Source organism: Actinomadura sp. NBRC 104425 (assembly GCF_030269545.1).
In the GTDB taxonomy this organism is placed as follows: Bacteria; Actinomycetota; Actinomycetes; order Streptosporangiales; family Streptosporangiaceae; genus Spirillospora; species Spirillospora keratinilytica.
The window spans coordinates 101,708-124,061 of the sequence record NZ_BSTN01000003.1 but is presented as its reverse complement, the minus strand read 5'-3'; the positions used below and the strand labels follow the sequence as shown (position 1 = coordinate 124,061).

Sequence of the window (22,354 nt, the reverse complement as noted above, 5' to 3'; positions counted from 1 at the left end):
GGCGGGCTACTTGAACAGCGGCCAGGCGACGAAGGGCGGCACGCGGCGGAACTCGCCGCGGTTGGCGGCGCGCGCCGCGTGCACCAAAAAGACGAAGGTGACCAGGCTGAACACCAGTGGCACCCAGATCAGCACCTCGACCAGCAGCGACAGCAGCGCCCCGACGACCCACACGGCGACCGCCGCGACGCCCATGTTGAGCCCCTGCGCGGCGTGCCACCGGACGAACGGCGAGCGGCTCCTGCCGATGTAGACGACCAGCGGCGCGATCACGCTGACCACGAACTGGCCCACATAGGCCATCAGTGCCCACGTCATGTCGTCGTGGCCGGAGGGGCCCTGGGGATGGCCGCGGTGGCCCGGCGCCGCGGCGGGCGGGATGGGCTGGTGGCCGTAGCCGGGGGACGGCGGAGGCCCGTAGGCCATGGCGGGTGTCCTCTCGAATGCCTGTTGGCGAACCGTGTGACTCCTTTGACGCTGCCGAGCCCGGCCCGGTTCACGGCGGCGGGGTGCGGCCCCCGTCATGGGGCGGCGGCCAGGCGGGGACCAGCGGTGCGCCGCGGCCCGGTTGATGGCCGCCACCGCCCCGGCGGGAAGCGGCCGCCGCGCCGCCCGGGCGTGGGCGGCGTCCCGGATCGCCTGGCGCACGGCCTTGGCCGCGGCCGGGTCGCGGGCCGTCACGGGCGCCGCCAGGACCGCCGCAGCGGCTGCTCGGCCGGCCGGCGGGCCGGGCCGGCGGGCTCGTCGCCGTCCGGATCAGCGGTGGCGGTCGTCGGCGAGCGGGTCGCGGAGAGCTGCGGCGGTGAACCGGTCGGCCGTCCCCTCGGGCGGGTAGAGCGTCACGCCCAGCGCGGGCAGGACGTGCAGGCCGCTCCTGGTCACCACCTCGTGGCCGAGGTCGCGGAACAGCGTGATGACGTCGCGGGCGGGTTCGTCCAGCAGGTCGATGCCGTCGAGGCGGACGCGCAGCTCGGGGTTGCCGCCCCAGCCCGGGCGGCGCCCGCCGTGGATCTCGCCGATCCGCTCCACGCCGTCGGGGCCGCGCCAGGTCGACAGCGAGAGGCTGCCGCGCCCCACCCGCACGGTGCGCGTGCCCTCCCAGCCGCACACGAACGAGGCGACCGGCGCAGGGGTGCGACAGCGCTCGGCCACGGCGGTCAGCGCGGTCCAGGCGTCCTGCGCGAGGGTGGTGAACGGCAGGCTGGCGTCCGGCAGCAGGGCGCCGCGCCCCGGCTCCAGCGTCACCACGAACGGCGGCACCCGTCCCGGGAACCGCGCGGGATCGGGTTCGCGCAGCGTGACCAGGCCCTCCCAGGCGACCGGCTCGTCCACCGCGAACCAGGTGATCTCGCTCTCGACGCCCAGCTCGGCGAACGTGCGGTCGGTCAGCGTCTCCTCGACGCGGCGGCGCAGCGCCTCCGCCGCCTCGGCCAGCCGGCGCGCCCACCACGCGGGTTCGGGGTCGTCGCGGCCGTTCTCACTCCACAGGACGCCCGGGCCGCCGAGGTCGGCGTGCCGCTCCGTCCCGTCCTCGTCGACGACCACCGAGCGCCATCCGGCGGGCTCCCCGTGCAGCAGCACCCGAGCCGGCACCCGGCCGTACCCCGTCGCCTTTCGGTTCCGCACGTGGCCGACTCTATCCGCGCTGATCACCACCCCGGGGGCGCACGCGGCAGGCGGCGGACCTGGAACGCTTCCCTCGCTCGGAGGAGCACATGCCCGCCCGGCTGCGCGACGGGCTCGCCGGGCGGTGACCCCCGGGGGCGGTCTCGGCATGAGGCAGGGGGCGGCAGACTGGAGGGGTGCCCGCTACCCTGCCCGATGGTGACCCCGTACCCGCCGACGGTGCGCTCCCCCCGCGCGCCCTGGAAGGGCTGGGGACGCGGCCGTTCGCCTTCTACGTGCACGTGCCGTTCTGCGTGACGCGGTGCGGCTACTGCGACTTCAACACCTACACCGCAGGTGAGCTCGGCCCGGGGGCGAGCCGCGACTCCTACGCCGACACGGCGATCGCCGAGGTACGCATGGCGCGCCGGGTGCTCGGCGACGCGGACCTGCCCGTGGCGACCGTCTTCGTGGGCGGGGGCACCCCGACGCTGCTGGCGCCGGACGACCTGGGCCGCGTGCTGGCCGCCATCGACGCCGAGTTCGGGCTGGCCCCGGACGCCGAGGTCACCACCGAGGCCAACCCCGAGTCGGTGGACGAGGCGTACCTGGGCAAGCTCCGCGAGGCCGGGTTCACGCGCGTGTCCTACGGCATGCAAAGCGCGCGCGAGCACGTACTGGCCGTGCTGGACCGCGCCCACACCCCCGGACGCGTGCCCCGGGTCGTGGACTGGGCCCGCAAGGCGGGCTTCGAGCACGTCAACCTGGACCTCATCTATGGCACCCCGGGGGAGAGCCACGACGACTGGCGGGCGTCCCTGGAAGCGGCGCTGGCCGCGGAGCCCGACCACGTCTCGGCCTACGCGCTCATCGTCGAGGAGGGCACCCGCCTGGCCGCGCAGGTGCGGCGCGGGGAGCTGCAGCAGCCGGACGACGACGCCATGGCCGACCGCTACCTCATCGCAGACGAACTGCTGAGCGCGCACGGCCTGCACTGGTACGAGATTTCGAACTGGGCGGCGGCCCCCGACGCCCGCTGCCGCCACAACATGCTCTACTGGACGGGCGCCGACTGGTGGGGCGTGGGCCCCGGCGCGCACAGCCACGTCGGCGGCACCCGCTGGTGGAACGTCAAGCACCCCGCCGCCTACGCGGCGCGGCTGGCCGAGGGCGTCACCCCTGCGCACGCACGCGAGGTCCTGGACGACACCGACCGCCGCGTCGAGCGCATCATGCTCGAACTGCGGCTGGCCGACGGCTGCCCCGCCGACCTGCTGGACGACGGCGCCGTCCGCCGCATGATCGGCGACGGGCTGATCGAGCCGGAGCCCTACCGGCGCGGCCGCGCGGTGCTGACCCTGCGCGGCCGCCTGCTCGCCGACGCCGTCGTCCGCGACCTGATCTGACGCCTCGACCCGGAAGGCCGGACGCGCCGGACCGGCCCGGCGGCCGGCCCGGCGCGGTGCGCGCGTCAGCGGATCATGGGCCAGGCCATGAACGACGGGAAGCGGTACCACTCGCCGCGGTTCCCGGCGACCGCCGCCATGATCAGCAGCACGATCTCCGCGATGAACTGCGCGAGGAACGTGAAGAACCCGATGATCAGGAACATCAGCACGATGTTGATGACCGTGTAGACCATCTGGGTGATCGCGAAGTTCAGGCCCTGGGCGCCGTGGTGCCGCAGGAACGGCGACTCGTCCTTCTTGATCAGGTAGACCAGCAGCGGCGCGATGAAGCCGAGCAGGAACTGGCCCAGATGGCCCAGCAGCGCCCACGTCCGCTCATCCGAGGTGATCTGCCCGGGGCCGTACCCGGGGCCGTACGGCTGCAGCTGGCCGCCGTAGGAGCCGTACGCGGGCGGCTGCCCGTACGTGCCGTACCCCGGTTGCCCGTACCCGGGGGGCTGTTCGTACCCGTAGCCGGGCTGCTGCCCGTAGCCCTGTGGGCCGTAACCGGGCTGGGGCTGCTGCCCGTGGTCGGGCGGGTCGTATCCCGGCTGGCCGGGTTGCCCGTGCGTCATGGCCTGCTCCTCGTGGTCGCCTGCGGTGAGGGCTGCGGGGCTGGGACAAGGGATAGGAGGGGACAGGGACAGGGTGCCCGCCGAGGCCGCACCGCGGCCGGGAGGGCGCTAGGGGGCCGTCACGAAGTCGATGATCTCTTCGACGCGCCCGAGCAGCTCGGGTTCCAGGTCCGTGAAGGAGTCGACGGAGCCGAGGATGCGCCGCCATCCCTCGCCCACATCGTCCCCCCAACCCAGAGCAGCGAGCACGCCTTGCTTCCAAGGTACGCCGCGAGGGACGTCCGGCCACGCCCTTATTCCAAGGGCGCGGGGCTTGACGGCCTGCCAGATGTCGACGAACGGGTGGCCGGTCACCAGGACGTGGGGGGAGCGCACCTGCGCGGCGATCCGGCTCTCCTTGGACCCCTCCACCAGGTGGTCGACGAGCACGCCCAGGCGGCGCTGCGGGCCGGGCGCGAACTCCTCCACGATGGCGGGCAGGTCGTCCACGCCCTCCAGGTACTCCACGACCACGCCCTCCACCCGCAGGTCGTGGCCCCAGATCTTCTCCACCAGCTCGGCGTCGTGCACGCCCTCCACGTAGATGCGGCTCTCCCGGGCCACCCGCGCGCGCAGGCCGCTCACCGCGATCGACCCGGAGGCCGAGCGCGCCGGGGCCCGCGGCCCCCGGGGGGCCTGGGCGGGCCTGACGAGCGTGACGGGCTTGCCGTCCAGCAGGAACCCCGCCTTGGTCAACGGGAACACCCGGCGCTTGCCGAACCGGTCCTCCAGCGTCACGCCGAACTTGTCGCAGCCGACCACGGCGCCGCAGAAGCCGCTGTCGGGGTCCTCCACCACAAGGTCGCGTTCGGCCGGGATCTCGGGGACGCTGCCCTTGCGGGGCCGCCGCCAGTCGCCCGCCAGGACGTCGTTTCCGTAGTCCTTACTCCGCACGGATCCGCACATTAACCGCACCGGTCGCCCCGGCATCGGCGGCGCACGTCCTTCGGCGTGGCGCGGCCCGGGAGGCCGCGGCCGGCCCCCGGGGCGCCCCGGGCCGTTTCCGACCGCGCCGGGCACTCCAGCCTGCGCCCGCCGGGCCGTACACTTGGCACTCGGAAGTATGGAGTGCCAGTACGGGGGCAGGGAGGAGGTGACCACGTGCTCGACGACCGGAAGCTGGCGGTCCTGCGCGCCATCGTCGAGGACTACGTCTCCACCAACGAGCCGGTGGGGTCCAAGTCGCTGGCCGACCGGCACAACCTCGGCGTGTCCCCGGCGACGATCCGCAACGACATGGCCGTGCTGGAGGAGCAGGGGTACATCACCCAGCCCCACACCAGCGCGGGGCGGGTGCCCACCGACAAGGGCTACCGGCTGTTCGTCGACCGGCTGTCCACGATCAAGCCGCTGTCGGCGGCCGAGCGGCGCGCCATCGAGACGTTCCTCAGCGGCGCCTACGACCTCGACGACGTGGTGGGCCGGACGGTGCGGCTGCTGGCCCAGCTGACCCGCCAGGTCGCCGTGGTGCAGTACCCGTCGCTGACCCGTTCGACGGTGCGGCACGTGGAGCTGGTACCGGTGGCCTCGCACCGGCTGCTGCTGGTCCTGATCACCAACACCGGCCGGGTCGAGCAGCGGGTCATCGAGACGCCGCGCGACGTCTCCGAGGAGACCGTCGGGCACCTGCGGGCGCTGCTCAACACCTGTCTGGACGGCTGCGGGCTCGGCGAGGTGCCGAACGCCGTGGCCGACCTTCCGGAGAAGGTGGCGGTGGACGACCGGCCGGTCGCCGCGGCGGTACTGTCGGTACTGCTGGAAACGCTGGTCGAAAAGCACGACGAGAAGATCGTGTTCGCCGGCGCCGCCAACCTGGCCGCCGTCGACTTCTCGCAGAGCCTGCGCGAGGTCCTGGAGGCCCTGGAGGAGCAGGTGGTGCTGATGCGCCTGCTCGGCGAGGTCGGCGACTCCTCGTCTTCTGTTACCGTGCGGATCGGCACGGAGAACCCCGACGAGGGGCTGCGCTTCACCTCGGTGGTCGCGGCCGACTACGGCGTCGGGGATCGGACGCTGGCCCGGCTCGGAGTGCTCGGGCCGACACGCATGGACTACCCCAGCACGATGGGAGCGGTACGGGCAGTGGCACGCTACGTTGGACAGATCCTGGCGGGGTCGTAAGTGGCCAACGACTACTACGCGACCTTGGGGGTCCGCCGCGACGCGAGCCCGGACGAGATCAAGAAGGCGTACCGGCGGCTCGCCCGCGAGCTGCACCCGGACGTCAACCCCGATCCGGAGACCCAGGAGCGGTTCAAGGAGATCACCCAGGCGTACGAGGTGCTCTCCGATCCCAAGAAGCGCGAGATGTACGACCTGGGCGCGGATCCGTTCGCCCCGAGCGGGGGCGCGGGCGGGGCCGGACCGTTCGGCGGCGCCGGCTTCCCGTTCAGCGACATCATGGACGCCTTCTTCGGCACGGCGACCTCGCGCGGCCCGCGCACCCGCGCCCGGCGCGGCCGCAACGCCACGCTGCGCGTCGAGCTGGACCTGGCCGAGACCGCCTTCGGCACCACGCGCGAGCTGACGATCGACACCGCCGTGGTGTGCACCACCTGCGACGGGTCGGGCTGCGCCCCCGGCACCCACCCGGAGACCTGCGACACCTGCATGGGCCGCGGCGAGGTGCAGCAGGTGCAGCGCTCGTTCCTCGGCCAGGTGATGACCTCGCGGCCGTGCCCGCGCTGCAACGGCTTCGGCAGCGTGATCCGCACCCCCTGCCCGGAGTGCTCGGGCGACGGCCGGGTCCGCACCCGCCGCACCGTCAAGGTCAAGATCCCGGCGGGCGTGGAGAACGGCATCCACATCCAGCTGGCCGGGGAGGGCGAGGTCGGCCCGGGCGGCGGCCCGCCCGGCGACCTGTTCCTGGAGATCGTCGAGAAGCAGCACCCGATCTTCGAGCGGGAGGGCGACGACCTGCACTGCACCGTGCAGATCCCGATGACCGCGGCGGCCCTCGGCACCAGCGTCACCATCGACACCCTGGACGGCGCCGAGGAGGTCGACATCAAGCCGGGCACGCAGTCCGGCCACGTCATCACCCTGTACGGGCGGGGCGTGCGGCACCTGAACGAGAGCGGCCGCGGCGACCTGCTCATCCACGTCAACGTGGAGACGCCGACCAAGCTCGACGACGAGCAGGAGGCGCTGCTGCGCCGCCTGGCCGAGCTGCGCGGCGAGGAGCGCCCGCCCGGCAAGTTCGCCCCCGGCCAGCGCAGCGTGTTCTCACGGCTGCGCGACGTGTTCAACCAGTAGCCCCGGGGAAATCCCCGGACGGCGACCAGTCAGAACGGGAACCTGTGTCTCCGCCGGTCTTCCTGGCCGAGTCCTCCGCGCTGGAGGACGACCGCGTGCTGCTCGACGGGCCGGAAGGCCGGCACGCGGCCACCGTGCGCCGGCTGCGGCCCGGCGAGCGCGTCGACCTCACCGACGGCGCCGGGCTGCTGGCCGAATGCGTGGTGGCCGCCGCCGACCGCGCGTCGCTGACCCTGGACGTGCTCGCCCGGCACCGCCACGAGCGCCCCCAGCCGCGCCTGGTGGTCGTCCAGGCGCTGCCCAAGGGCGAGCGGGGCGAGCTGGCCGTGGAGACGATGACCGAGGCGGGCGTGGACGAGATCGTTCCGTGGGCGGCGGCCCGCTGCGTGACGCAGTGGCGCCCGGACCGGCGCGACAAGGCCCTGGGACGCTGGCGCACCGCCGCCCGGGAGGCCGCCAAGCAGGCCCGCCGCAGCTGGCTGCCGGAGGTGCCGCCGCTGGCCGCCACCGCCGACGTCGAGGCCCGGATCGCCGCCGCGGCCTGCGCCGTCGTCCTGCACGAGGAGGCCGCCGAGCCGCTCAGCGCGCTGCGGCCGCCCCGCAGCGGCGACATCGTGGCGGTCGTCGGCCCGGAGGGCGGCATCGCCCCCGAGGAGCTCGACCGGTTCGCCGCCGCCGGGGCGCGTCCGGTCCGGCTGGGCCCGACCGTCCTGCGCACCTCCACCGCGGGCGTGGCGGCCGCGGCCGTCCTGCTCGCCGCCGCCGGCCGCTGGTAAGCGCACGCCAAGGCGCGCACGGCACGGGTGCGGGCGTGCGTCTTGCGGGCATGCGGAAGCCGATCCCGGGCTGGAGGGATCGCGGGGTGTGGGAATGCGCGCGTCGGCTCGGTGACCCGTCGGATCACTCCGGGGCCACGGCGGGCGCGTCCGTGGAGGCGGGAGCGGGCTCGCTCGACGTCGGTGCCTCGGGCTGCTCGGAGGGCTCGCTGGAAGGCGTCGTCGGCGTGTCGGGCGGCTGCTGCGTCGGCGGGGTCGGCGTCGTCGGCGGGGTGGTGCACGGGCCGCTCGCCTGCGGGGCGGGGGAGCCGGCGGAGGCCCGGTCCGTGGTGCTGTCGCCGTCAGCGCACCCGGGGGAGCCGCTGGCGGTCGACGGGGTGACGGTGGCGGACGCCGAAGGGGCGTCGCCGGGAGCGCTGCCGTAGGAGTCGGGGAGGCGGGTGCCGGGCTGTGCCCCGGGAGCGCCGGAGACCGTCCCGTCCAGGCTGCTGTGCTCCTGGCCGTCGGACGAGCCGTTGCCGCCGGCGGTCGACGACAGGAACCCCAGCGTCTGCGGCGCCGAGACGCCGAGTCCGGCGATCGCCACGGCGGCCGCGACCGCCAGCAGCGGACGCGCCCAGTTGGCGGTGAACCAGTCCCAGGAGAACCGGCGCCGCCGCCGCTCCTCGATGCGTCGGCGGATCTGCTCCAGGCCGTCGGCCGCGGGGGTGACCTTCTCCGCCTCCGCGTTGAGCGCACGGCGGAGGATCTCGCCGTACTCGTCGTGGGGGTCGGTCATGTCACATCCGGGGCGAAGGGAGCGGCCCGCAGGCCGGCGGAGGCCCCGTCCTCCTTTCGATTGCTCGGTCGCGAGGACGGCCCGCAGGCGCGCGACGGCGGATGCGGTGCCGCCGTCGCGCGCGGGGGGTCGCCCCTCAGACGCGCGCCCCCGACGGCCGACGGCGCGGCAGGGCCGCCCCTCGACCGCCCGGGGGGCCCGGGCGGCCTCAGGTGCTGGGTGGAAGTCACGAGAACTGCTCCAGGACGTTGCGCAGCGCGGCCATCCCGCGGGCCGTGTGGCTCTTGACGGCGCCGCGGCTGATGCCCATCGCGCTGGCGATCTCCGCTTCGGACAGGTCGGCGTAGTAGCGCAGCACCAGGGCCTCCCGCTGGCGGGCGGGCAGCCGGTGCAGCGCCTCGACCACCGCACTGCGTTCCAGCTCGCCGATCGCGCCCGCCTCCGCACTGGGCGCGTCCGGGAGCCCCTTGGGGGCGTACTTCTCCACCACAGCGCGGTGCCGCAGCACCGACCGCGACCGGTTGACCACCGACTGACGCAGGTAGGACAGGGCCTTGTCGGGATCGCGCAGGCGCCGCCAGCCACCGTGCATGGCGACGAAGGCGTCCTGGACGACCTCCTCGGCCGTCCCGGCGTCGCGGACCAGCATCGCCGCGAGCCGAACCAGCGAACGGTAGTTGGCGCTGTACAGGGCGGTCAGCGCCTGATCGGCATCCCAGGCGACGGCCACCGCCCCCGCCGTGCCCCTGGCCACGAGGGTCTCGGTCACGTCTGTGGGACGCGCGCCCTCGTCGTCCGGTTTACGAAAGGGCATGTTCCTGCCAACCTCGGTCACCTATCCGCCGCCTGTGCCGCCCTGCGGCCATCCGTTCGGATGAGCGCCTCGGGACGGCGTGCATGACGAACCCGACCGGCCGAAAGGCGGGAGGCGCAGGGGTTCCGGACCGGGGGGTACGCCAGGGTTGCCACCTTAATCCAGCGGACCGCTGGAATGCGGCCGATCCGTGATCGGGCGATCGGCGAGCCGCGGCCGGGGCCGCGGGTCCGGCGCCGCTCGGTAGGATTCGGGCACGATCGCGGAGGGAGACCGATGACCGACTGCCTGTTCTGCAAGATCGTTTCAGGGGACGTGCCCGCCAAGGTCGTCCGCGAGACGGCGCGCACCGTGGCGTTCCGCGACATCAACCCGCAGGCCCCCACGCACGTGCTGGTGATTCCCCGCGACCACCACCAGAACGTGGCCGAGCTGGCCGCCGCCGATGCCGACCTGGCGGCCGAGGTGCTGCGCGAGGCGCACCAGGTGGCCGTGGACGAGGGCGTGGCCGAGGCCGGCTACCGGGTGGTGTTCAACACCGGTCCGCAGGCGGGCCAGACGGTCTTCCACGTGCACGCGCACGTCCTCGGCGGGCGCGGGCTGAACTGGCCGCCCGGCTGACGGGCGCGGCGCCGCCGTCTCCCCCGCGGCGCCGTTTCCCCGGCGGCGCCGCGGGTAGCCACCGAGAATACGGCGGCGACATGTCGCGACGGGCCAGTACCATGGATGGCGACATACGCGGAAACCCGGTAGCGCAGAAGGCAGGTCGAAAGAGGCCGCAAGGCCCGGCTGATGGTCGAATCAACTCACCTGGAGCGCGGCGACCGCGCAGCCACGCGCTCCCAGATCAAGATCGTGGTGCCGGACGACCACTCCATGGTGAGTCTGCTGGGCTCCCGGGACGAGTTGCTCCACGTCGTCGAACGCGCGTTCCACAGCGACATCCACGTCCGGGGCAACGAGATCACCGTGACCGGGGCGGAGGCGGAGACCGAGCTGGTCTCCCGCCTGTTCGCCGAGCTCATCGAGTTGCTCAAGGGCGGTACGCCGCTCACCCCCGACGCCGTGGAGCGCAGCCTGGCCATGTTGCGGAACCAGACCGAGGAGCGCCCCGCCGAGGTGCTCACCCTGGACGTGCTGTCCAGCCGGGGCCGGACCATCCGCCCCAAGACCCTCAACCAGAAGCGGTACGTCGACGCGATCGACAAGCACACGATCGTGTTCGGCATCGGCCCGGCGGGCACCGGCAAGACCTACCTGGCGATGGCCAAGGCGGTCCGGGCCCTGCAGGACAAGCAGGTCAACCGGATCATCCTGACCCGCCCGGCGGTGGAGGCGGGCGAGCGCCTGGGGTTCCTGCCCGGCACGCTCTACGAGAAGATCGACCCGTACCTGCGCCCGCTGTACGACGCGCTGCACGACATGGTCGACCCCGACTCCATCCCCAAGCTGATGGGCGCGGGCACCATCGAGGTCGCCCCCCTGGGGTACATGCGCGGCCGCACCCTCAACGACTCGTTCATCATCCTCGACGAGGCGCAGAACACCACGCCCGAGCAGATGAAGATGTTCCTCACCCGCCTGGGCTTCGGGTCCAAGGTGGTCGTCACCGGCGACGTCACCCAGGTCGACCTGCCCAGCGGGCAGCGCAGCGGGCTGCGCGTCGTCCAGGAGATCCTCGAGGGCGTCGACGACATCCACTTCTGCCGCCTGACCAGCCACGACGTCGTCCGGCACAAGCTGGTCACCGACATCGTCAACGCCTACAACCGCTACGACGAGACCCGGGTGCCGGAGATCAAGCAGGGCGCGGCGGGGCGCGGGTCGTCCCGCAAGCGGGGGCGGTAGATGAGCATCGAGGTGCTGAACGAGTCCGGCGTGCCCGTCGACGAGGCCGACCTGGTGGCGCTGGCCCGGCACGTGCTGGACGGCATGCGGGTGCACCCCCTGGCCGAGCTGTCGGTGCTGCTGGTGGACGAGGTCGCCATGAGCGAGCTGCACGAGAAGTGGATGGGCGAGCCGGGCCCCACCGACGTGCTGGCCTTCCCGATGGACGAGCTGCGCCCCGGGTCGATGTCCGGAGGCACCGACGACGATGACGAACCCGACCCCGGGCTGCTGGGCGACATCGTCCTGTGCCCGGCGGTCGCCGAGCGGCAGGCCGCGCAGGCCGGCCACAGCACCGAGGACGAGCTGCGGCTGCTGTGCACGCACGGCATCCTGCACCTGCTCGGGTACGACCACGCCGAGCCCGAGGAGCACAAGGAGATGTTCGGGCTGCAGGCCGAGCTGCTGAAGTCCTGGCGGGACAAACGCGCGCAGCGATGAACACGGGCGGGCGCCCGGCGCTCCGGGCAGGCGGCACAGGCGGGCCGGGGGCCGGCGCCCCCGCCGCACCGCGCCCGCCGCACCGTGCGGTGAGCGGAGCGGGCCGATGACCACTGCGCAGGGGTGGCTGCTCGGCCTGGCGGCCGGGCTGGTGGTCCTGGCCGGGCTGCTGGCCGGCACCGAGGCGGCGCTGGCCCGGGTGTCGCGCGTGCGGGTCGAGGAGCTGCTGCGGGAGGGCCGGCGCGGCGCCCGGCGGCTGGCCGAGGTGGTCGCCGACCCGGCGCGGTACGTCAACATGGTCCTGCTGCTGCGGATCAGCTGCGAGCTGGTGGCGACCGTGCTGGTCGCCGACCTGTGCATCGCGTGGCTGGACGAGACCTGGCGGGCCTACGTGGTGGCCGCCGCGATCATGATCGTGGTGAGCTATGTGGCGGTCGGGGTGGGCCCGCGCACGCTGGGCCTGCAGCACGCCGACCGGGTGGCGCTGGCCGGGGCGGCGGTGATCCACCCGGTGACGCGGGTGTTCGGGCCGCTGCCGCGGCTGCTGATCCGGCTGGGCAACGCGCTGACCCCGGGCCGCGGGTTCCGCGAGGGCCCGTTCGCCTCCGAGGCCGAGCTGCGCGACCTGGTCGATCTTGCCGAGCAGCGCAGCCTGATCGAGCCGGGCGAGCGGCAGATGATCCACTCGGTGTTCGAGCTGGGCGACACGCTGGTGCGCGAGGTCATGGTGCCGCGCACCGACATCGTGTTCATCGAGCGCGGCAAGACGCTGCGGCAGGCGATGTCGCTGGCGCTGCGCAGCGGCTTCTCCCGCATCCCGGTGGTGGGGGAGAACGAGGACGACGTCGTCGGCATCGCCTACCTGAAGGACGTGGTGCGCCGCGTCCACGAGAACCCCGGCGGGGAGACCTCCGAGACGGTGTCCTCGGTGATGCGTCCGGCCACCTACGTGCCCGACAGCAAGCCCATCGACGAGCTGCTGCGCGAGATGCAGGCCCGGCAGATCCACCTGGCGATCGTGATCGACGAGTACGGCGGCACCGCCGGGCTGGTCACCATCGAGGACATCCTGGAGGAGATCGTCGGGGAGATCGCCGACGAGTACGACGTCGAGGCGCCCCGGGTGGAGTGGCTGGACGACGACACCGCCCGGGTCACCGCCCGGCTGCCCGTGGAGGACCTGGCCGAGCTGTTCGGCGTGGAGATCGACGTCGAGGAGGTCGAGACCGTCGGCGGGCTGCTGGCGCACGCGCTGGGCCGCGTGCCCATCGAGGGCGCCACGGCCGGGGTGGCGGGGCTGACGCTGCGCGCCGAGAGCATCGCCGGGCGGCGCAACCGGATCGGAACGGTGCTGGTGCGGCGGGACCGCGCCGAGTCTCCGGAGGAGACCGCCGAACGCGCCGAATCGACGACCTGAGGCCCCGGCGGGCCGAGGCCCCAGGGGGCTTTTGAGGGGCTTCGGCTGGGGTCAGCCGGGCTGGACGGTGCCGCGCACCGTACCGTCGAACCCCGCGATCAGCACGGGGGCCTTGGCGCCGAGGTCGCGTACGGCGGCGATGTCGGCGTCGCGGGGGGTGTCCTCGGCGGTGACCAGCGCGGCCGCCTCCAGGTCGTCGGCGCCGCTGGACACGGCCATGGCCACGGCCAGCTGCAGGGCCGACAGCTTCAGCGACGGCAGGTCGACGGTGCAGGCCGCGTAGGTGCGGCCGGTGTCGTCGCGGACGGCCGCGCCCTCGGCGGCGCCGGTGCGGGCCCGGGCGGACCTGGCCAACGTGATGATCTTGCTGTCCTCGGCGCTCAGTTCGCTCACGGGGCCCAGCCTAGAGCGCCGTCCGCGGGCCCCGGGGCGTGGGGCGGGCGCCCCGCCGCCCGACGCCGCGTCCTGGGCGTCCGCCCGCGTGGGGGACAATTGACGGCGTGAGAGCTGACAGGGTGACAACGCCGGGCGGCCCCGAGGGGACGGCGCCCGAGAAGGGAGCGGCGTTCAGATCCGGGTTCGCCTGCTTCGTGGGGCGGCCCAACGTGGGGAAGTCGACGCTGATGAACGCCCTGGTCGGCACCAAGGTCGCCATCACCAGCGACCGTCCGCAGACCACCCGCCGGGCGATCCGCGGCATCGTGCACCGGTCCGACGCCCAGCTGGTGATCGTGGACACCCCCGGCCTGCACAAGCCGCGCACCCTGCTGGGGGAGCGGCTGGACAGCCTGGTGCGCTCCACGCTGACCGAGGTCGACGTCATCGGGTTCTGCGTGCCCGCCGACCAGCCGATCGGGCCCGGCGACCGGTTCATCGCCCGCGAGCTGGCCAACGTCAAACGCACGCCGGTCGTCGCCATCGTCACCAAGACCGACCTCGCCGACCCCGAGACGATCGCCAGGCAGCTGCTGGCCGTGCAGGAACTGGGCGACTTCGCCGAGATCGTCCCCTGCTCGGCCGAGAGCGGCTTCCAGGTGGACCTGGTCGCCGACCTGCTGATCTCCCGCCTGCCCGAGGGAGTGGCGCTGTACCCCGAGGGCGACCTGACCGACGAGCCCGAGCAGGTGCTGGTCGCCGAGCTCGTCCGCGAGGCCGCGCTGGAAGGCGTGCGCGACGAGCTGCCGCACTCCATCGCCGTGGTGGTGGAGGAGATGGCGCCCCGCGAGGGCCGCGACGACCTGGTCGACGTGTACGCGCACCTGTTCGTCGAGCGGCCGAGCCAGAAGGGCATCATCATCGGCCACAAGGGCACGCGGCTGAAGGAGGTCGGCGCCCGCGCCCGCCGTCAGATCGAGGCCCTGCTGGGCACCAAGGTCTACCTCGACCTGCGGGTCAAGGTCGCCAAGGACTGGCAGCGCGACCCCAAGCAGCTGCGCCGCCTCGGCTTCTACGACTGAGCCGGGGACGCCCCCTCAAGCCGCCGTATCCGGGCCTCAGGTCACGGCGGCGACCATGTCGCGGAACTGCCGGCCTCACCCTCCGCACCGGTCCCGTCCGCGCCGTCACGCGCCTTCTCCACGCCACCGCGCTCCGCACCCTCTTCCGCGCCACGGGACTTCCCCGTGCCGTGGGGTCCTTCCGTGGTGCGGGGCGTCTCCGGTGTAGACGGCTCCGCCGCCTTGCCGGGCTCTGCGTTGCTGCTCGGCTCTTTCGGTTCGGTTGCCTGGTCCTGCGGGGGCTGCCGGGGGTCGGCGGGCTGCGGCCGTTCGGCCGGGGGCTGCTCGGGGGCGGGCGGCCGGGCGTCGTACCACTGGGGCTGCGCGGGCTGCTGAGGCTCCGCAGGCTGCGGGGGCTCGGCCGGAGCGGGCCGCGCGGCGGGTTGCGACGAGCTCACCCGGGCGACCACGGGGCGGGCGAGGCCGAACCCCAGCACCAGCAGGGACGCCGCCACCGCCAGGTACCAGCCGTACGCGGGGACGATCTCGTAGCCGAAGGGCGTGTCGTGGCCGACGAGCTGCTCGCGCGTGTCGTCCAGGCGCATCAGGAAGATGCCGGACGTGACCAGGGCCATCCCGCCGGGGACGGCGGTGAGCGAGGAGACGCGCGGATCGCCCGCGATCAGGCCCCAGAACGCCATGCCCAGCGCGACCAGGGCCAGGACGGGGATCGCCGCGATCATCCCGTCGGCGTCCAGGCCCGTCGCCGACCCCAGCTCGCGCGTGATCGTCGTGCCGAAGGCCTGCAGCACCACCCGTGCCGCCACCCACGGCAGGAACGCCGACACCAGCAGCACGGCCGCCGCGACCAGCACCCCGACGTTCCACATCGTCCCCGCCCAGAACGGGGTGCGGGGCGCGGGCGGCTCGATGGACGGGACCAGGGGCTGGGCCGGCGGCACGAGCGGCTGTCCGAGCCGCGAGTGACCGCCGGACGGCGGCAAGAAGTCCGGACGCCCCGTCCCCGGAACGGACCGTTCCACGGCGGACCGGCCGTCCGGCCGCCGCGCGGGGTCCCCTTCGTGTTCAAGGTCACCGCTCACGGACCCAGCGTAAGGGGCGGCGCCGCGCGGCCCGGACGGGCACGGCGGTCGGCGCACATCGGTACGTTGGAGGGGCACCCGAACGGGAGGAGAGGCCCGGTGTTGCTGATTTTCGGCCTGTCGGTGTTCTTCCGCACGGTCGGCGAGGGCGTCTTCCACTGCCCGCGCTGCGGCGGCGACCGGGCCTACCGGCGGCGGATCGGCCGGCGTTGGTTCACGCTGTTCTTCCTGCCGGTGATCCCGCTCGGCCAGGTCGGGGAGGTCGTCGAGTGCCGCACCTGCCGGACCCGGTTCGCCCCGTCGGCGCTGCGCGCGCCGACCGCGCAGCAGATGGCCGCCGCGCTCCCGGCGGGCATGCGCGCCGCGGCCGGGCTGGTGCTGCGGGCGGGCGACCCGTCCGACGGCGCGGCCCGCGCAAGGGCGATCGAGGCCGTCACCGGGTACGGGGACGCCCATTACGACGACGAGGCGATCGAGGCCGACCTGCGGCTGCGGCCCGAGTTCCTGGAGGAGGAGGTCTCCCGGGCCGGCGCGCAGCTGGCGGTCGAGGCCAAGGAGTGGTTCCTGGCGCAGGCCGTCCGCATCGGGCTCGCCGACGGCCCGCTCACCGACCGGGAGCGGCAGGCCCTGCACCACGTCGCGCACCTGCTGGGCATGTCCCGGGCGCACGCCCTCGGCGTGATCGTCACCACCGAGGGCGCGTCCAGGTGACCGCGGTGCGGCCGGGCACGGCCCTGGTGCGGGCGCCGGGCCCGCGGCTGGCCGAGGGCATCGTCACGCATGTGCGGCGGCGGCCCGTGGACGTCGGGCTCGCGGCGCGCCAGCACGCCGAGTACGTGGCGGCGCTGGCGGACGCGGGCTGGCGGGTGCGCGAGGTCGAACCGTCCGAAGCCCACCCCGACGCGGTGTTCGTCGAGGACACCGTCGTGGTGTGCGGCGACCTGGCCGTCATGTGCCGGTCCGGGGCGCCGCGGCGGCGCGGCGAGACGGTCGCGACCGAGAAGGCCGTGCGCGAACTCGGCCTGCGGGTGGCCCGCATCGAGGCGCCGGCCACCCTGGACGGCGGCGACGTGCTGCAGGCGGGCGGCACCGTCTATGTGGGCCGCAGCGGACGCACCAACGAGGAGGGCGTCTGCGAGCTGGCCCGGCTGCTCGGGGCGCGCCGGGTGGTGCCCGTCGCCGTCGCCGGCCGCCTGCACCTGAAGTCGGCGATGACGGCGCTGCCCGACGGGTCGCTGATCGGCCTGCCCCAGCACGTCGACACCTCGGTGCTGCCGGGCCTGCGGGTGGCGCCCGAACCCGCCGGCGCGCACGTGGTGGTGCTCGGCCCCGACCACGTGCTGCTGGCCGCCTCGGCGCCGCGCACCGCCGAACGCCTCGCCGCCGACGGCTGGCGCGTCACCCGCGTCGACATCAGCGAGTTCGAGGCCCTGGAGGGCTGCGTGACCTGCCTGTCGGTGCTGATCCCCGAGCCCGCCCCGGGCGGACCGGCCGGCCCGTGACGGCGCGTCGCGGCGCAGCCTCGCACGTCTCAGATGGCGGACTCGGTTTCCGTTACCCGGATGAGATCTGTTAGCTTGGCACCCGTGCTCCGCGGACTGCTTCTCCTTAGCGGCCGCAGCGGGGGCCTGTGAGAAGGTCGGCTCCCTCGCTGCGGGGCTTTGACGTGAGCGTCGGCCGCTAGGACCATTCCGAGCACACAAGAGGGCTCCTCCACAGATGAATGCACAGAAGCCGTCCGGCATGCCCGTGCACCGCTACCGGCCGTTCACCCCGGTGGACCTGCCGGACCGCACCTGGCCGAACAAGACGATCACCCGGGCGCCGCGGTGGCTGTCCACCGACCTGCGCGACGGCAACCAGGCCCTGATCGACCCGATGGACGGGCACCGCAAGCTCAAGATGTTCGAGCTGCTGGTGCGGATGGGCTACAAGGAGATCGAGGTCGGCTTCCCCTCCGCCAGCCAGACCGACTTCGACTTCGTCCGCCGGCTGATCGAGGAGGACCGGATCCCCGACGACGTGCGGATCTCGGTGCTGACCCAGGCGCGCGAGGAGCTGATCGAGCGCACCGCGCAGTCCCTGGTGGGGGCCGAGCGCGCCACCATCCACCTGTACAACGCCACCGCGCCGCTGTTCCGCCGCGTGGTGTTCGGCATCGGCCGCGACGAGTGCAAGGCCCTGGCGGTCGAGGGCACCCGGCAGGTCATGAAGTACGCCGCGCAGTACCTGGGCGACTGCGACTTCGGCTACGAGTACTCGCCGGAGATTTTCATCGACACCGAGCTGGACTTCGCCCTGGAGGTCTGCGAGGCGGTCATGGACGTCTGGGAGCCCGGCCCGGACCGCGAGATCATCCTGAACCTGCCGTCCACCATCGAGCGGTCCACGCCCAACGTCTACGCCGACCAGATCGAGTGGATGAGCCGCAACCTGTCGCGGCGCGAGCACGTGTGCCTGTCGGTGCACCCGCACAACGACCGCGGCACCGGCGTGGCGGCGGCCGAGCTGGCGGTCATGGCCGGCGCCGACCGGGTGGAGGGCTGCCTGTTCGGCAACGGCGAGCGCACCGGCAACGTGTGCCTGGTCACGCTGGGCATGAACCTGTTCTCCCAGGGCATCGACCCGCAGATCGACTTCTCCGACATCGACGAGATCCGCCGCACCGTCGAGTACTGCAACCAGCTGCCGGTGCACGAGCGGCACCCGTACGCCGGCGACCTGGTCTACACCTCCTTCTCCGGCTCCCACCAGGACGCGATCAAGAAGGGGTTCGCGGCGCTGGAGGCCGACGCCGCCGAGGCGGGCGTACCGGTGGACGAATTCCGCTGGGAGCTGCCGTACCTGCCGATCGACCCCAAGGACGTGGGCCGCACCTACGAGGCGGTCATCCGCGTCAACAGCCAGTCCGGCAAGGGCGGCGTGGCCTACGTGATGAAGCACGAGCACTCGCTGGACCTGCCGCGGCGCCTGCAGATCGAGTTCTCCCGGGTGGTGCAGCGGTACACCGACACCGAGGGCGGCGAGGTCACCCCCGAGCGGATGTGGGAGATCTTCGAGGCCGAGTTCCTGGCCAACGGGCCGCGGGTGGGGCTGCTGGCGCACCGCGCGGTGTCCCGGGTGGACGAGAAGGACGTGCTGAGCTGCGACGTCCGCATCGACGGGGAGATCCGCGAGATCGAGGGAGTCGGCAACGGCCCGGTGTCGGCGTTCGAGGCGGCGCTGGCCACCGTCGGCGTGCGGGTCCGGGTGCTGGACTACGCCGAGCACGCGATGAGCGCCGGCGGCGACGCCCGCGCCGCCGCCTACGTCGAGTGCGACGTGGACGGCACGGTGGTGTGGGGCGTCGGCATCGACGGCAACATCGTCACCGCCTCGCTCAAGGCCATCCTGTCCGCGGTCAACCGCGTGGCCCGCGCAGCCGCCGAGGCGGACGCCGCAGGCCCGCGCTGAGACGGACCCCGGGGGCCTGGCGGGGCGGCGCGGTACCCGCCAGGCCCCCGGGTGCGCCATGCCCGGCGCACCCGTCCGCTACCGCGGCTCGCGCGGTCGCCGTGTCACGACGTCGCCGTCGCCGCCGTCACCGCGCCGCGGATCAGCGTGCGCGCCCCAGCACGTGGTGGACCAGTTCCCGCAGCGGCCCCTGCAGCTGGGCCTCTCCGACGGTGGCGGTGTCGCCGTCGATGTCGATGTCGTAGAGGAACTGGTCGGGGATGCGTCCGGGCGGAGGCACGGCGCTGAGGTCCACCCGATCGACCAGCCGGGCCAGCATCGGGTCGCTGGCGCTGTCGGACTCGGCCCGCTGCTCGATCCCGGCGAACCCGCCGCTGCGGACCACTGTGACCTTCACTCTGCCTCCGGTTGCCTCATCGGTGTCGCCGGTCACCTCCGTGACGCCCCGGGCGGGCGCGGAGGGGGCCGCGCCACATCGCCTGTCGCTTATTCGGTGTCATGCCTGCACGCCTACCCCGGCCCACGCCTCTTTCACCGCGGCGGTCTCGGTGGCGTCCGCGCCGTAGAGCCGGGTGGCGGTCTTGACGGTCTCGGCGGCGAACCCGGCGAAGTCCACCTCGGGGGACAGGCCGCCGCCGGTGAGCGTGTCGTACCAGATCCGGCCCGCCTTCTCCCAGGCGTGCCCGCCGATCGCCGTGGCCGCCAGGTAGAACGCCCGGTTGGGGATGCCGGAGTTGATGTGGACGCCGCCGTTGTCGCGGTAGGTCTCCACGTAGTCGTCCATGTGGCCGGGCTGCGGGTCCTTGCCCAGCCGCGGGTCGTCGTAGGCGGTGCCCGGCTCCTTCATCGACCGCAGCGCCACGCCGTTCACATCGGGGCCCAGCAGGCCCTGCCCGATCAGCCAGTCGGCCTGGTCGGCGGTCTGCCCCAGGTGCGACTGCTTGATCAGCGAGCCGAACACGTCGGACACCGACTCGTTGAGCGCGCCGGACTGCCCGTAGTAGTCCAGGTTGGCGGTGTACTGGGTGACGCCGTGCGTCAGCTCGTGCCCGGTGACGTCCAGTGGCCCCGTGAAGCCCAGGAACACCGTGCCGTCGCCGTCGCCGTACACCATCTGCCGGCCGTCCCAGAAGGCGTTGGCGTAGTCGCGGCCGTAGTGGACGGTGGACAGCAGCGGCAGCCCCGCCCCGTCGATGGAGTCGCGGCGGTAGGCGGACTCGAAGAAGTCGAAGGTCACACCGAGCCAGTCGTAGGACTGGTCGACGGCGGTGTCGCCGGTGGCGTCCTGCCCTTCGGTGCGGACCTCGCGGCCGGGCAGGTCCTCGCGCTGCCCCGCGTCGTAGATGGTGCGCTTGGGGACGAAGTCCTCCGCCGGGGGCGGTGTGCTCACGGCCAGCGTCCGGCGGTGCGTCCGGGTGGCGGAGCTGGCGGCGAGGGTGCGGCGGGCCATGTCGCGCAGCGCCGGGTCGCCGCCGCCGGCGAGCCGTTCCAGGATGTGCGGTGGCACGATCGTGCATCTCATTGGAACAACGCTGCCAGTTCCGCGGGGACGCGGCCACAGGTTCCGGGCTACAGACGCGGCCTATTCCGGTCACGTACGGTGATGGCCTGGTCCGCCGGGCGGCGCAGGCGCGAGGGCCCGCGGGGCCGACACCGCGGGGAGCGTCTCCAGGGCGGGCGAAGTGCGGGAGAATGGGCAGGTGACCCTCTACCGCGACGAAGGCATCGTCCTGCGCACCCAGAAGCTGGGCGAGGCCGACCGCATCGTGACGGTGCTGACCCGGCGCACCGGGCGCATCCGCGCTGCCGCCAAGGGGGTTCGCAAGACCAAGTCACGCTTCGGGGCGCGGCTGGAGCCGTTCACGCATGTGGACCTGCAGCTGTACGAGCGGCGCTCGCTCGATCTGATCACCCAGGCCGAGACGCTGCGGCCGTACGGGCAGCAGCTGGTCGCCGACTACCCGCGCTACACCGCCGGTACGGTGATGCTGGAGACCGCCGAAAAGCTCACCGCCGCCGAGCGCGAGCCCGCGCTGCGCCAGTTCCTGCTGCTGGTGGGCGGGCTGCGCACGCTGGCGGAGGGCGCCCACGACCCGCGGCTGGTGCTGGACGCGTTCCTGCTGCGCTCGCTGTCGGTCGCCGGGTGGGCCCCGGCCATCGACGAGTGCTGCCGGTGCGGCGCGCGCGGGCAGCTGCGCGGGTTCGCCATCCCGGCGGGCGGCGCGGTGTGCGCGCGCTGCCGCCGGCCGGGCGCGGCCACCCCGGCGCCGCCGACGTTCGCGCTGATGCTGGCGCTGCTGCGCGGCGACTGGGAGACGGCCGACCGCAGCGAGCCGCGGCACCGGATAGAGTGCAGCGGCCTCGTGGCGGCGTACCTGCAGTGGCATCTGGAGCACGGCATCCGGTCGCTGCGGCACGTGGCGCGCGAGTCGTGCCCGCCGTATCCGGATCCGCATCCGGACGGCCGGGGCGGAGACGCCGGCGGCGCCGAGGCGGACGACACGACCGACCACAGGGAGCGAGTTTGACCAGGGCCGTTAAGCCCCCGATACCGCACAGCAGCGGCGCGAGGCCGCCCGCCATCCCGCCGGACCTGGTGCCCAGGCACGTGGCCGTCGTGATGGACGGCAACGGGCGCTGGGCCAAGCAGCGGGGCCTGCCGCGCACCGAGGGGCACAAGATGGGGGAGGACTCCCTCTTCGACGTGATCATGGGGGCGATCGAGCTCGGCATCCCCTACCTGTCGGCGTACGCGTTCTCCACCGAGAACTGGAAGCGCTCGCCCGACGAGGTGCGCTTCCTCATGGGCTTCAACCGCGAGGTGATCCGGCGCCGCCGCGACCAGCTGAACGAGATGGGCGTGCGGGTGCGCTGGGCGGGGCGGCGGCCGCGGCTGTGGCGCAGCGTCATCAAGGAGCTGGAGACGGCCGAGGAGATGACGCGCGACAACACGGTGCTGACCCTGCAGTTCTGCGTCAACTACGGCGGCCGGGCCGAGATCGCCGACGCGGCCGCGGCCATCGCCCGGGACGTGCGGGACGGCCGGCTGTCCCCCGACAAGGTCGACGAGAAGCTGTTCGCCCGCTACCTCGACGAGCCGGACATCCCCGACGTGGACCTGTTCCTGCGCTCGTCCGGCGAGCAGCGCATCTCCAACTTCCTGCTGTGGCAGTCGGCGTACGCCGAGATGGTCTTCCTCGACACGCTGTGGCCCGACTTCGACCGGCGGCACCTGTGGCATGCGTGCGAGGTGTACGCCTCGCGCGACCGGCGCTACGGCGGCGCGGTGCCCAACCCGGTGGAGCCCGCCCCCGCCACCTGACCCGGCGG

General features: G+C 73.6%; 24 protein-coding genes. 14 read left to right on the top strand and 10 right to left on the bottom strand.

All coding sequences use genetic code 11. The features are described 5' to 3' along the window. Positions 1–6: 6 nt before the first annotated feature. Together QSK22_RS06410 and QSK22_RS06405 are read right to left on the bottom strand one after the other, a co-directional pair. A complete protein-coding gene (locus QSK22_RS06410; RefSeq protein WP_285493051.1) occupies positions 7–426 on the bottom strand; it encodes a DUF4870 domain-containing protein in 420 nt (139 codons plus the stop codon). Between the two features lie 330 nt (positions 427–756). Further along, a complete protein-coding gene (locus QSK22_RS06405; protein WP_285493050.1) occupies positions 757–1,626 on the bottom strand; it encodes a hypothetical protein in 870 nt (289 codons plus the stop codon). A 176-nt stretch (positions 1,627–1,802) separates the two neighbouring features. On the opposite strand from QSK22_RS06405, the gene hemW reads away from it, so the two are divergent. Further along, positions 1,803–3,011, top strand: coding sequence for a radical SAM family heme chaperone HemW (gene hemW, locus QSK22_RS06400; RefSeq protein ID WP_285493049.1), 1,209 nt, complete (start codon positions 1,803–1,805; stop codon positions 3,009–3,011). Between the two features lie 65 nt (positions 3,012–3,076). On the opposite strand, the gene QSK22_RS06395 is transcribed toward hemW, so the two are convergent. Together QSK22_RS06395 and QSK22_RS06390 are read right to left on the bottom strand one after the other, a co-directional pair. Beyond that, on the bottom strand, positions 3,077–3,628 hold the full coding sequence (locus tag QSK22_RS06395) for a DUF4870 domain-containing protein (RefSeq protein WP_285493048.1): 552 nt from the start codon (positions 3,626–3,628) through the stop codon (positions 3,077–3,079). A 108-nt stretch (positions 3,629–3,736) separates the two neighbouring features. After that, positions 3,737–4,573 carry a DUF3097 domain-containing protein gene (locus tag QSK22_RS06390; protein ID WP_285493047.1) on the bottom strand — a complete coding sequence of 279 codons (837 nt, stop codon included), beginning with the start codon at positions 4,571–4,573 and terminating at the stop codon, positions 3,737–3,739. A 195-nt stretch (positions 4,574–4,768) separates the two neighbouring features. Between QSK22_RS06390 and hrcA the strand changes: the two genes are divergently transcribed. The 3 genes from hrcA to QSK22_RS06375 are packed head-to-tail and all read left to right on the top strand — an operon-like array spanning position 4,769 to position 7,695. Beyond that, positions 4,769–5,785 (top strand): heat-inducible transcriptional repressor HrcA, encoded by a 1,017-nt coding sequence (gene hrcA, locus QSK22_RS06385; protein ID WP_285493046.1) that lies wholly within the window; start codon positions 4,769–4,771, stop codon positions 5,783–5,785. Beyond that, positions 5,786–6,919 (top strand): molecular chaperone DnaJ, encoded by a 1,134-nt coding sequence (gene dnaJ, locus QSK22_RS06380; RefSeq protein ID WP_285493045.1) that lies wholly within the window; start codon positions 5,786–5,788, stop codon positions 6,917–6,919. Positions 6,920–6,963: 44 nt separating this feature from the next. Then, a complete protein-coding gene (locus tag QSK22_RS06375; protein ID WP_285493044.1) occupies positions 6,964–7,695 on the top strand; it encodes a 16S rRNA (uracil(1498)-N(3))-methyltransferase in 732 nt (243 codons plus the stop codon). 124 nt (positions 7,696–7,819) lie between these two features. Here the strand turns inward: QSK22_RS06375 and QSK22_RS06370 are convergent, their stop codons facing one another. Both QSK22_RS06370 and QSK22_RS06365 read right to left on the bottom strand, forming a co-directional pair. Further along, positions 7,820–8,473 (bottom strand): hypothetical protein, encoded by a 654-nt coding sequence (locus QSK22_RS06370; RefSeq protein WP_285493043.1) that lies wholly within the window; start codon positions 8,471–8,473, stop codon positions 7,820–7,822. Positions 8,474–8,699: 226 nt separating this feature from the next. Further along, on the bottom strand, positions 8,700–9,287 hold the full coding sequence (locus tag QSK22_RS06365; protein WP_502872281.1) for a SigE family RNA polymerase sigma factor: 588 nt from the start codon (positions 9,285–9,287) through the stop codon (positions 8,700–8,702). A 276-nt stretch (positions 9,288–9,563) separates the two neighbouring features. On the opposite strand from QSK22_RS06365, the gene QSK22_RS06360 reads away from it, so the two are divergent. The 4 genes from QSK22_RS06360 (at position 9,564) to QSK22_RS06345 (ending at position 13,032) form a co-directional block, all read left to right on the top strand. Continuing rightward, on the top strand, positions 9,564–9,908 hold the full coding sequence (locus tag QSK22_RS06360) for a histidine triad nucleotide-binding protein (protein ID WP_285493042.1): 345 nt from the start codon (positions 9,564–9,566) through the stop codon (positions 9,906–9,908). Between the two features lie 171 nt (positions 9,909–10,079). Beyond that, complete coding sequence (locus QSK22_RS06355) at positions 10,080–11,135, top strand: PhoH family protein (protein ID WP_285493041.1); 1,056 nt, start codon at positions 10,080–10,082, stop codon at positions 11,133–11,135. Further along, positions 11,136–11,615, top strand: coding sequence for an rRNA maturation RNase YbeY (ybeY, locus tag QSK22_RS06350; RefSeq protein ID WP_285493040.1), 480 nt, complete (start codon positions 11,136–11,138; stop codon positions 11,613–11,615). It begins immediately after the preceding gene. Positions 11,616–11,721: 106 nt separating this feature from the next. Then, positions 11,722–13,032 carry a hemolysin family protein gene (locus QSK22_RS06345; protein WP_285493039.1) on the top strand — a complete coding sequence of 437 codons (1,311 nt, stop codon included), beginning with the start codon at positions 11,722–11,724 and terminating at the stop codon, positions 13,030–13,032. 51 nt (positions 13,033–13,083) lie between these two features. Here the strand turns inward: QSK22_RS06345 and QSK22_RS06340 are convergent, their stop codons facing one another. After that, positions 13,084–13,425, bottom strand: a complete 342-nt coding sequence (locus QSK22_RS06340) for a cytidine deaminase-like protein (protein ID WP_285493038.1) — start codon at positions 13,423–13,425, stop codon at positions 13,084–13,086. A gap of 122 nt (positions 13,426–13,547) precedes the next feature. Between QSK22_RS06340 and era the strand changes: the two genes are divergently transcribed. Continuing rightward, positions 13,548–14,489, top strand: a complete 942-nt coding sequence (gene era, locus QSK22_RS06335) for a GTPase Era (protein WP_285493315.1) — start codon at positions 13,548–13,550, stop codon at positions 14,487–14,489. A gap of 41 nt (positions 14,490–14,530) precedes the next feature. Here the strand turns inward: era and QSK22_RS06330 are convergent, their stop codons facing one another. Then, a complete protein-coding gene (locus QSK22_RS06330) occupies positions 14,531–15,571 on the bottom strand; it encodes a hypothetical protein (RefSeq protein ID WP_285493037.1) in 1,041 nt (346 codons plus the stop codon). A 99-nt stretch (positions 15,572–15,670) separates the two neighbouring features. On the opposite strand from QSK22_RS06330, the gene QSK22_RS06325 reads away from it, so the two are divergent. The 3 genes from QSK22_RS06325 to leuA all read left to right on the top strand — a co-directional run bounded on the left by QSK22_RS06325 (position 15,671) and on the right by leuA (position 19,024). Next, a complete protein-coding gene (locus tag QSK22_RS06325; RefSeq protein ID WP_285493036.1) occupies positions 15,671–16,282 on the top strand; it encodes a zinc-ribbon domain-containing protein in 612 nt (203 codons plus the stop codon). Further along, positions 16,279–17,073, top strand: a complete 795-nt coding sequence (ddaH, locus tag QSK22_RS06320; protein ID WP_285493035.1) for a dimethylargininase — start codon at positions 16,279–16,281, stop codon at positions 17,071–17,073. The genes QSK22_RS06325 and ddaH overlap by 4 nt, the downstream gene beginning before the upstream one ends. 217 nt (positions 17,074–17,290) lie before the next feature. After that, positions 17,291–19,024, top strand: coding sequence for a 2-isopropylmalate synthase (leuA, locus tag QSK22_RS06315; protein WP_285493034.1), 1,734 nt, complete (start codon positions 17,291–17,293; stop codon positions 19,022–19,024). A gap of 142 nt (positions 19,025–19,166) precedes the next feature. Here the strand turns inward: leuA and QSK22_RS06310 are convergent, their stop codons facing one another. Together QSK22_RS06310 and QSK22_RS06305 are read right to left on the bottom strand one after the other, a co-directional pair. Continuing rightward, on the bottom strand, positions 19,167–19,421 hold the full coding sequence (locus tag QSK22_RS06310; RefSeq protein WP_285493033.1) for a protealysin inhibitor emfourin: 255 nt from the start codon (positions 19,419–19,421) through the stop codon (positions 19,167–19,169). Between the two features lie 99 nt (positions 19,422–19,520). Next, entirely contained in the window at positions 19,521–20,546 is a 1,026-nt protein-coding gene (locus QSK22_RS06305) for a M4 family metallopeptidase (RefSeq protein ID WP_285493032.1), read from the bottom strand. Between the two features lie 178 nt (positions 20,547–20,724). Here QSK22_RS06305 and recO point away from each other — a divergent pair, with 178 nt between their 5' ends. After that, positions 20,725–21,552 (top strand): DNA repair protein RecO, encoded by an 828-nt coding sequence (gene recO, locus QSK22_RS06300; protein ID WP_285493031.1) that lies wholly within the window; start codon positions 20,725–20,727, stop codon positions 21,550–21,552. After that, positions 21,549–22,346, top strand: coding sequence for an isoprenyl transferase (locus tag QSK22_RS06295; protein WP_285493030.1), 798 nt, complete (start codon positions 21,549–21,551; stop codon positions 22,344–22,346). Before recO ends, QSK22_RS06295 begins: the two co-directional genes overlap by 4 nt. The last annotated feature ends 8 nt before the right edge of the window (positions 22,347–22,354 follow it).

What these genes read in the sequence shown, in the direction of transcription:
- QSK22_RS06410 (WP_285493051.1), bottom strand. Translation starts at nt 426, where the DNA reads ATGGCCTACGGGCCTCCGCCGTCCCCCGGCTACGGCCACCAGCCCATC.
- QSK22_RS06395 (WP_285493048.1), bottom strand. Translation starts at nt 3,628, where the DNA reads ATGACGCACGGGCAACCCGGCCAGCCGGGATACGACCCGCCCGACCAC.
- QSK22_RS06390 (WP_285493047.1), bottom strand. Translation starts at nt 4,573, where the DNA reads ATGTGCGGATCCGTGCGGAGTAAGGACTACGGAAACGACGTCCTGGCG.
- QSK22_RS06370 (WP_285493043.1), bottom strand. Translation starts at nt 8,473, where the DNA reads ATGACCGACCCCCACGACGAGTACGGCGAGATCCTCCGCCGTGCGCTC.
- QSK22_RS06365 (WP_502872281.1), bottom strand. Translation starts at nt 9,287, where the DNA reads ATGCCCTTTCGTAAACCGGACGACGAGGGCGCGCGTCCCACAGACGTG.
- QSK22_RS06360 (WP_285493042.1), top strand. Translation starts at nt 9,564, where the DNA reads ATGACCGACTGCCTGTTCTGCAAGATCGTTTCAGGGGACGTGCCCGCC.
- QSK22_RS06355 (WP_285493041.1), top strand. Translation starts at nt 10,080, where the DNA reads ATGGTCGAATCAACTCACCTGGAGCGCGGCGACCGCGCAGCCACGCGC.
- ybeY (WP_285493040.1), top strand. Translation starts at nt 11,136, where the DNA reads ATGAGCATCGAGGTGCTGAACGAGTCCGGCGTGCCCGTCGACGAGGCC.
- QSK22_RS06345 (WP_285493039.1), top strand. Translation starts at nt 11,722, where the DNA reads ATGACCACTGCGCAGGGGTGGCTGCTCGGCCTGGCGGCCGGGCTGGTG.
- leuA (WP_285493034.1), top strand. Translation starts at nt 17,291, where the DNA reads ATGAATGCACAGAAGCCGTCCGGCATGCCCGTGCACCGCTACCGGCCG.
- QSK22_RS06305 (WP_285493032.1), bottom strand. Translation starts at nt 20,546, where the DNA reads ATGAGATGCACGATCGTGCCACCGCACATCCTGGAACGGCTCGCCGGC.